Source organism: Frankia sp. CcCS3, from assembly GCF_977927575.1.
This window is the reverse complement of sequence record NZ_CDWRCL010000205.1, coordinates 1-7,611: the sequence shown is the minus strand read 5'-3', so window position 1 is coordinate 7,611 and position 7,611 is coordinate 1. Positions and strand designations below refer to the sequence as shown.

The following is a 7,611-nucleotide window of genomic DNA, read 5'->3' as shown; positions in this document are numbered from 1 at the left end:
TTTCCTGTGTCTGAGTCGGATGTGTTCAATCAACCGCTGGCCATTGGCACCGCCGATCCGGTGAAGCATTGGGTCGATCTACTGAGTCTGATCGCGGGGAGAGTCAACGACAGTGGGGCCGGCTCGGTGTGGAGCCTGGTCCAGGGTCAGCTTGAAGTGCTCGATGCGTTCCGCCGGGCGTCAACGGTCGAGGGCCATCGGTTGCTCGCGGTCCAGGCTCGGTGGTCGGAGTTTCTTTCCTGGCTTGCCGACAGCCTCGGACGTCCGGGTGCTGCGCGGAAGTGGGCCGAGTTGGCGTTTAGCCAGGCGACCGAGGCTGGCGACCGTCGCACCGCGAGCTATGTCCTGATGCGACGGGCTCAGCAGGCGGCTGATCAGGGACGTGGCGGGGAAGCTATCGCGCTGGGAGAAGGTGCGGCGGCCCTCGATTCCAGCAGTGCGTGTACCGCCGCGCTGTGTCTCGTCCGGCAGGCGCACGGGCATGCCCTCAACCGCGACACCGCAGCCTCCCGTGCTGCGGTCCGTCAGGCGGTTCGGCTGCTGGCTGGTGCTGAACGCGACCCGGACCCGTTGGATGGGCACTGCACGGACCTCTACGTGGCGGCATACGAAGGTCACTGCCGGCGGCTGGTCGGCGACCTGGACGGGGCGACAAGGCTACTGGACGAGGTGCTGGCGGCCTGGCCGGCCGGGCTGCGTCAGGATGAGGTGATGTGGCGGGCATGGTTGGCGGACGCGCATACCGCTGCCGGGCGCTTGGCCGAGGCGGGAGCTGAGGGCCTGCGTGCGTTGGAACTCGCCCAGGCCACCGGATCGGCGCGCGCTGACTTGGTACTCGGCAGCATGGCGGGAGCGCTCGCGGGAGCCGATCGGGTGGTCGAGGTCGGCCAGTTCCTCGCCGCTCGCCAGGTCGTTAACGCTGCGACGAGGAGACAGCCATCCCTATGATCACCACGGCGACCAGCGTCGAGGCGGAGCGAGTCGACGCGCGGGCGGCCGTGTTGCCGGTGGGCAGCTTCGAGCAACACGGCGTTCACCTCCCCCTCACGACAGACACGTTGATCGCCCAGACGATCGCCGAAGCTGCGGCCGATGCGTACGGCCTGTTCCTGCTCCCGCCGATCACGTTCTCGTGCTCCCATGAGCACGCCTCGTACCCGGGAACGGTGAGCATCTCGTCGGTGACTCTGACCTCGGTCATCCGCGACGTCGCCAGCTCTCTGGGTCGTTCCGGCGTCGCCGCGGTGGTGCTCGTCAACGGTCATGGGGGCAACTACGTCCTGAACAACATCGTTTAGGAGGCCAACATCGGCGGGCCGAGCATGACGCTGTTCCCTGGACGGTCAGATTGGGCGGCGGCCCGCGCCGCTGCCGAGTTGGAGACCGCCGCCCACGACGACATGCACGCCGGCGAGCTGGAGACCTCCATCCTTCTGCACGTGCACCCCGACCTCGTCCGGCCCGGCTGGGAGACTGCCGACGAGGGAGGCGGCCCCCGACCGCACCTCCTCGTCCACGGCATGACGGCGTACACGCAGACAGGCGTGATCGGCCGTCCCTCGCTCGCTACCGCGGAGAAGGGCAAACGGCTCCTGGACAGCCTGACCAGCCTGATGAGCGCCCACCTCGACGCGCTCGGCCTGACTGGTCGCTGACCATGCCCTACTCCCGGCTTCATCGGCCACCGGAGAACCGGGCTGCGGGGTGAAGCGGCTACACACTGAGACGAAGGTCCGCTGCGCTCAGGCCGCGCCTGGCACCCGAACGACCGGGCATGTATCCCGGCGTGTCTGGCCGAACACACCAACATGGCGGAGGTCATCTTCCCAGGTCAGCGACCGGACAAGGCGCGAAGAGAAAACTTCGCCACCGGGGGAATGACCTTGCGCCGTGGGCGAGGCATTGTTACCTCTCGTTACCGCCGAAGGCCGGCATGGTAACTCCCGGCCCTGCGCCGTCCCGAAGCGAATGCACGTTGTGAGCGTGGTGCTCAGGGATGGTCGGCAGGTACACCGGGGAACGGCACTGAGAGGAGACGTGGATGTCCATCGTGCAGGAAGTCGGCCCATCGGGTCCGGCGCCGGCCGACTGGTTCGACCTGCCGATCACCGTCGTCGATGACAGCACGTGCGTGGCGAGCGACGACTGCGACACCTCGGACGGCTGCTCGTCGACCTGTCCGTCGGCGTGCGCCAGTTCGTAAACGCGGGTCGTCGCCGTGCCGCCCCGACGACGTCGGGGCGGCACGGCGACGCGGATTTGACGAAGGCTGGGGAAGGGACGATGCCGATGGGCGGGGCGCTGTACCGGCCGGCCGGTCCTGCGTTGCTGCGCGCAGCGACGAACGCGCCGGGCAGCGTGGCGTGTTGGCCGGTGTTGGAGGACCCGGCAGCGTGCAGAGAGTGGTTGGCGCAGGTCTGGCCGGCGGCCCGGGGGCCAGTCGCGCTCGCCAGCAGCGCATTGGCTGCCCGGGTCGAGCAGATCGTGGCCGGGCAGCCGGTCACAGACCGACGGCTGCGCGCCGCCGCGGCAACGGTGGTGCGATACCTGCTGCGCGCGGAGGGGCGGGCGACGCCGTTCGCGCTGTTCGCAGGTGTCGCACCGGCCATGTTTGGCCAGGTGGGGACGGTGCGCTTCGGGGATCGCCACAGGTCGACGGCTCGGGTGGACGCCGCGTGGCTGGGCGAGGTCATCGACCGTCTGGAAACGGGCCCACTGCTGGAGCGGGTGACCGTCGTGTTCAGCGGTCTCGTCGTCGAGCGGGCGGGGCGGTTGATCGTGCCTCACACGGACGGCCAGGCGGAGATCCCTCTTACTCCGCCGGTTCGGCTCGTGCGGGATGCCGCCCGCGATCCGGTGCGCTTCGCTGAGCTGGCCGACAGGCTGAACGAGGCGTTCATCGCCGCGGACCCTGAGCGCATCGAGAGATTGCTGCGTCAGCTCGTCGCCGAACACTTTCTGGTCACCGACCTGCGGGCGCCGATGACGGAGACCGATCCGCTCGGCCATCTGATCACGGTCCTTCGGACGGCAGGTGCGTGCGACCTGGTCGAGGTCGCGCCGCTGGTGGAGGAACTGACCACGATCCACACCCGGCTCGGTGAACTCAACGTGGCGCCGGCCCTGGCGGCGCAAGTGGCGCCACGCACGTCGCTGCTCGCGGCGATGGACCGGATCATGCCCCAGGATCGCTCGCCCTTGGCACTCGACCTCGTGCTCGACTGCGACCTTCAGCTGCCCGGGTCTGTCGCGTCAGATCTGGCTGTGGCGGCTGGTGTCCTGACGCGGCTGGGCCGAGAACCATTGGGACCTGCGGCATGGGCGGACTATCACCGCCGGTTCGTCGAACGCTACGGCGTCGGCAGCGTCGTTCCGCTGCTTGACGTGCTCGACGACGCATCGGGGCTTGGCTATCCGGCGGGCTATCCGGGCTCGGTGCTGCCGGCGTCCGCGCCGACGGTGAGCGATCGGGATCGGCGGCTGCTTGCCCTGGCATGGGAGGCGCTCGCGGGCGGCGGTCCTGTTGAGCTGACCGATGCGCTGATTGAGCACGTCACCGCCGGTGATCTGTTCGACCCGCGTTTCCTCCAGCCCCATGGAGAGATCGCGGCGAAGATCTACTCCAGGAGCGTTAAGGCGTTGAACGCCGGGGACTACCAGCTGGCAGTGACTCCCGCCCGTGCGACCGGAACCCTGACCGCGAGGTTCCAGTCCTCGACTGGTGACGCGGCAATGGCCCGCGCCTACAGATCGGTTCCGGTGCTGCACGAAGGCGCCACTGCGGTACAGCTGTCCTGCCCGTCCAAGTTCGTCCGCGGCCAGAACGTCGCACGGCTGCCCCAGTTCCTGCCCGAGGTACTGGCCCTCGGCGAGCCACCGTCGGACGGGCCGCGCGGGTTGGTGCCTGGAGATCTGGCGCTGACCGCGACCGGGCGGGGCCTGCTTCTGATCGAGGCCGCCACCGGCCGCATCATCGATCCGCAGATCTTTCACGCGCTGACGCTCGACCGGCAGATGCCGCCGCTGGCACGGTTCCTGGCGCACCTGCCGCGCGTGTTCGCCGCCCCGTTGACCGTGTTCGAGTTCGGACCGGCCGCGGGCGCGCTGCCGCACCTTCCCGAGGTCCGCTACGGCCGGATCATCCTGGCACCCGAACGCTGGCGCCTCCACCCCGCCGACCTGCCCGGACTCCACGCGCCGAGCGCCGACTGGAGCGGTGAGCTGGGCCGGTGGCGGCACCGGCATCGGTGCCCAGATCTTCTGGAGCTGGCCGACGGCGACATGACGCTACGGCTGGACCTCACGGTCCCGGCCCATCGCACGATCCTGCGCGAGCAGCTGGCGGACACAGGCGTGGCGACGCTGAACCGAGCCGTACCCGGTGAGGGCCTTGACTGGACCGGGCATGCCCACGAGATCGTCGCCCCCGTGTTCCGCGCTGGGCCACCCGCACCGAACAAGCTCGCCCCGGCGCTAGTCAGCAGGGCCAACGCCGACGGCCACCGCCCCGGCGCCCCGAACGCCCGATGGCTCTCCGCCCGCGTCCACACGCACCCCGCTGCCATGGACCACCTGATCGCCAGCCATCTGCCGGGCCTGCGTACCCAGCTCGACGGCGCGCAGCTGTGGATGGTCCGTTACCGCAACACCGAGCTGACCGACCATCTGCGCATCCGCGTCGCCACCGGCGAGGCGAACCACGCTGCTCGCGCGGCCATCCTCGGCGCGTGGGCCGCCGAGGTGGCCGCGATCGGCGTCGCCGGCCAGGTGGCCTTTGACACCTACTTCCCGGAAGCCGGCCGTTACGGCGCCGACGCGGCTCTTGAGGCCGCCGAAGCCGTGTTCTGCGCCGACACCACCGCCGCGATCACCGCGCTGCGTCAACCACCGGCCGGGCTGCATCCCGACACCGTCACGGCGTTGTCGATGCTCGACATCGCCGACGCGTTCCTCGGCGGCATGCGCCCCGCCGCCGACTACCTGACCACACGCGTCCTCGCCAAGCCGCAGACTATCGATCATCGCGTCGTCGGCGAAACCACCCGGCTGGGCCGTCACAGCGTCCCCAGGGATCTGCCGCACCTGCCTGGCGACCTCGCCAACGCCTGGGCAGCCCGCGCCAAGGCCCTGACCACCTACCGCGCGGCGTTACCCAGCCAGATGAACCCCGCGACGGTCGCCGGCTCCCTACTGCACCTGTCCTACAACCGCCTCCGTGGCATCAACCGCGACCACGAGGCCGCCTGCCTTCGACTGGCACGCAGCGTCGCTCTCGCCTGGCACACCACCCAGCAGGCGGCACCCTCATGAGCACGGCTCCTCATCTACCAGGATGGAGATCGCTGGCGCCGCCGCGACGTATGGCGGTCAGCCCGGCTCATGTCCGGTAGGAACGCGGCAGGCCGTCCCGAGACGGCGACCTCGGGCCGGGAACACCCCGCTGTCTACGCTCCTGCCTCCGAACACCATCCCTTGTGACCGCAGCAGTCGACCTGATCCCACTCCGACAAGGACACGCCCATGACGACCGCGACACCCGGCACCGCCGCCGAACTCCACGCCGACATGGTCAAGAAGATCACCAGCAGTCGGCCCAGCCTCGACAGCCCTGTCGTCGAGGCGCTGCACGCGGTGCCCCGGCACCTGTTCCTGCCGGACGCCACGCTCGACGAGGCGTACAACCCCTACAAGGCGGTCATCACCAAGACGGCGCCCGACGGCACGCACCTGTCCTGCGCCTCGGTCGCGACCCTCGTCGCCGGGATGCTGGACGAGCTGCACGTCCGCCCCGGCGAGCGGATCTTCGAGGTCGGTGCCGGCACGGGCTACAACGCCGCGCTGCTCGCCGAACTCACCGGCCCCGACGGGCTGGTCGTCACCGCCGACATCGACGAGGATGTCACCGGACAGGCATCGATCGCCCTGGCTGCGGCGGGCTACAGCGGCGTGCGGGTCCTGACCCGCGACGGCGCGCTCGGCGACGACACCACCGCACCCTTCGACAAGATTGAAGTCACCGTCGGTGCGTGTGACATCCCCGATGCCTGGTTCACCCAACTCGTCCCCGGCGGACGGGTAGTCCTGCCGCTGCGCTGGCGGGGCCAGACCCGCGGCGTCGCCTTCGTCAAGGGCGACGACAGTGTACTCCGCTCGGAGTCGGTGTTCCTCGGCGGCTTCGTCCCCATGATCGGCCAAGGCATCGAACGCGTCGCCACGCTCCATACCGACCCCCTCGTCCAGATCCACTACGACATCGACCAGGACATCGATCCGGCCCAGCTGACCGGCATCCTGAACACCCCGCGGACCAGCGCCTGGTCCAGAATCACCGTTGGCCCGCAGGACCCCATCGACGGGATCTGGCTACGCGCCACCGCGACCGATCCCGCCGTCTGCCGCATCAACGCCAGCGCCGGCGCGGTCAGCGCCGACCTTTGCACGCCCTTCATCCCGAACCTGAGCCCCACGCTGATCGCCGGCTCCTCACTGGCCTACCTCATCAAGCGCCGGTCGGACGGCCCCGACCCGGTCTACGAACTCGGCGCCCACGGACACGGACCCGACGGCCACGCCCTCGCCGAGCGGCTGTGCGGACACATCCACACCTGGAACACCGACCGCAAAGCCCGCCCGTCCCTGACCGCCATGCCTCTGACCGCTCAGGCCAGCATTCCCAACCACGCGATCGTCAAGAAAGACTGCGCGATCATCGTCACCTACTGAACCACCTGCCCGCGTCGGCGAGACGGCACCTGCCAGCGGCGTCTCTTGGACACCACTGGCTTGCTGTCCCTCGCCGAACCGGCCGGATCGTCCGGAGGTGCCTCATGCTCCTGAGCAGCGACCTGCGAACGCGTGCCTCCTCCGTCGCGGCCCGTCTCGCCGACGCGCTGACCGCACCACCCCCACCCCATGCCGGTAACGATCAGGCGTCGACCAGAGAGCCCTGGCGCGGCCAGTCGCTGGCCGCCGGCGCCGCGGGCGTCGCCGTGCTCCACGGCCTACGCGCCCGCGATGGCGTCGGTAGCTGGGCCACCGTCGACGCCTGGCTCAAAGCCGCCACACGAGAGAAGCTGAGCGTCGGGGCGCGAGCCGGCCTGTGGTTCGGCGCCCCGGCCCTCGCGTTCACGCTCGCCACGGCAGCTCCACCCGGCCGCTACCGATCCGCCCGCCAGCACCTGGACAGCGCCGTCACGGAGATGACCGACCTGCGCCTCGCCGCAGCCAACCGGCGTATCGATGCCGGCCAGCGACCGGAACGCGCCGAATACGATCTCGTCCGCGGCTTGACGGGACTCGGCGCTCACCTCCTCACCTCCCGCCCAGACGCAGATCAGCTTCGCCGGGTCCTGGCGTACCTCGTCCGCCTCGCCGAACCCCTGCCTGCCATTGGCACAGGTGGCCTGACACTGCCGGGCTGGTGGAGCGGCGACCTTCCCGTCGGAGCGCCGGCTGACGCGTTCGCGGACGGCCACGCCGACCTCGGGATGGCCCACGGCGTCGCAGGTCCTCTCGCGCTACTCGCTCTCGCCCACCGCCAGGCCATCGTCGTGCCCGGCCACCTCGACGCCCTGCACCAAATCGGCTCTTCGAAGTTAAGCGGGTTTGAGG

5 protein-coding genes and 1 pseudogene are annotated in these 7,611 nt (G+C 69.8%); all 6 read left to right on the top strand.

Annotation, left to right across the window (positions count from 1 at the left end; translation table 11 throughout):
• On the top strand, positions 1-948 hold a 948-nt coding region (locus AC08OQ_RS15765), incomplete at its 5' end, for a hypothetical protein (RefSeq protein ID WP_476612151.1).
• Positions 945-1,655: pseudogene (locus AC08OQ_RS15760) on the top strand (creatininase family protein). The gene AC08OQ_RS15765 and the pseudogene AC08OQ_RS15760, both read left to right, overlap by 4 nt.
• Before the next feature lie 386 nt (positions 1,656-2,041).
• A complete protein-coding gene (locus AC08OQ_RS15755) occupies positions 2,042-2,203 on the top strand; it encodes an FxLD family lanthipeptide (RefSeq protein ID WP_462187817.1) in 162 nt (53 codons plus the stop codon).
• 86 nt (positions 2,204-2,289) lie between these two features.
• Entirely contained in the window at positions 2,290-5,310 is a 3,021-nt protein-coding gene (locus AC08OQ_RS15750) for a lantibiotic dehydratase (RefSeq protein WP_476605390.1), read from the top strand.
• 210 nt (positions 5,311-5,520) lie between these two features.
• Positions 5,521-6,723, top strand: a complete 1,203-nt coding sequence (gene fxlM / locus AC08OQ_RS15745; protein ID WP_476602136.1) for a methyltransferase, FxLD system — start codon at positions 5,521-5,523, stop codon at positions 6,721-6,723.
• 104 nt (positions 6,724-6,827) lie between these two features.
• Positions 6,828-7,611: lanthionine synthetase LanC family protein (locus AC08OQ_RS15740; RefSeq protein ID WP_476612150.1), on the top strand; the 784-nt coding region annotated here is incomplete at its 3' end.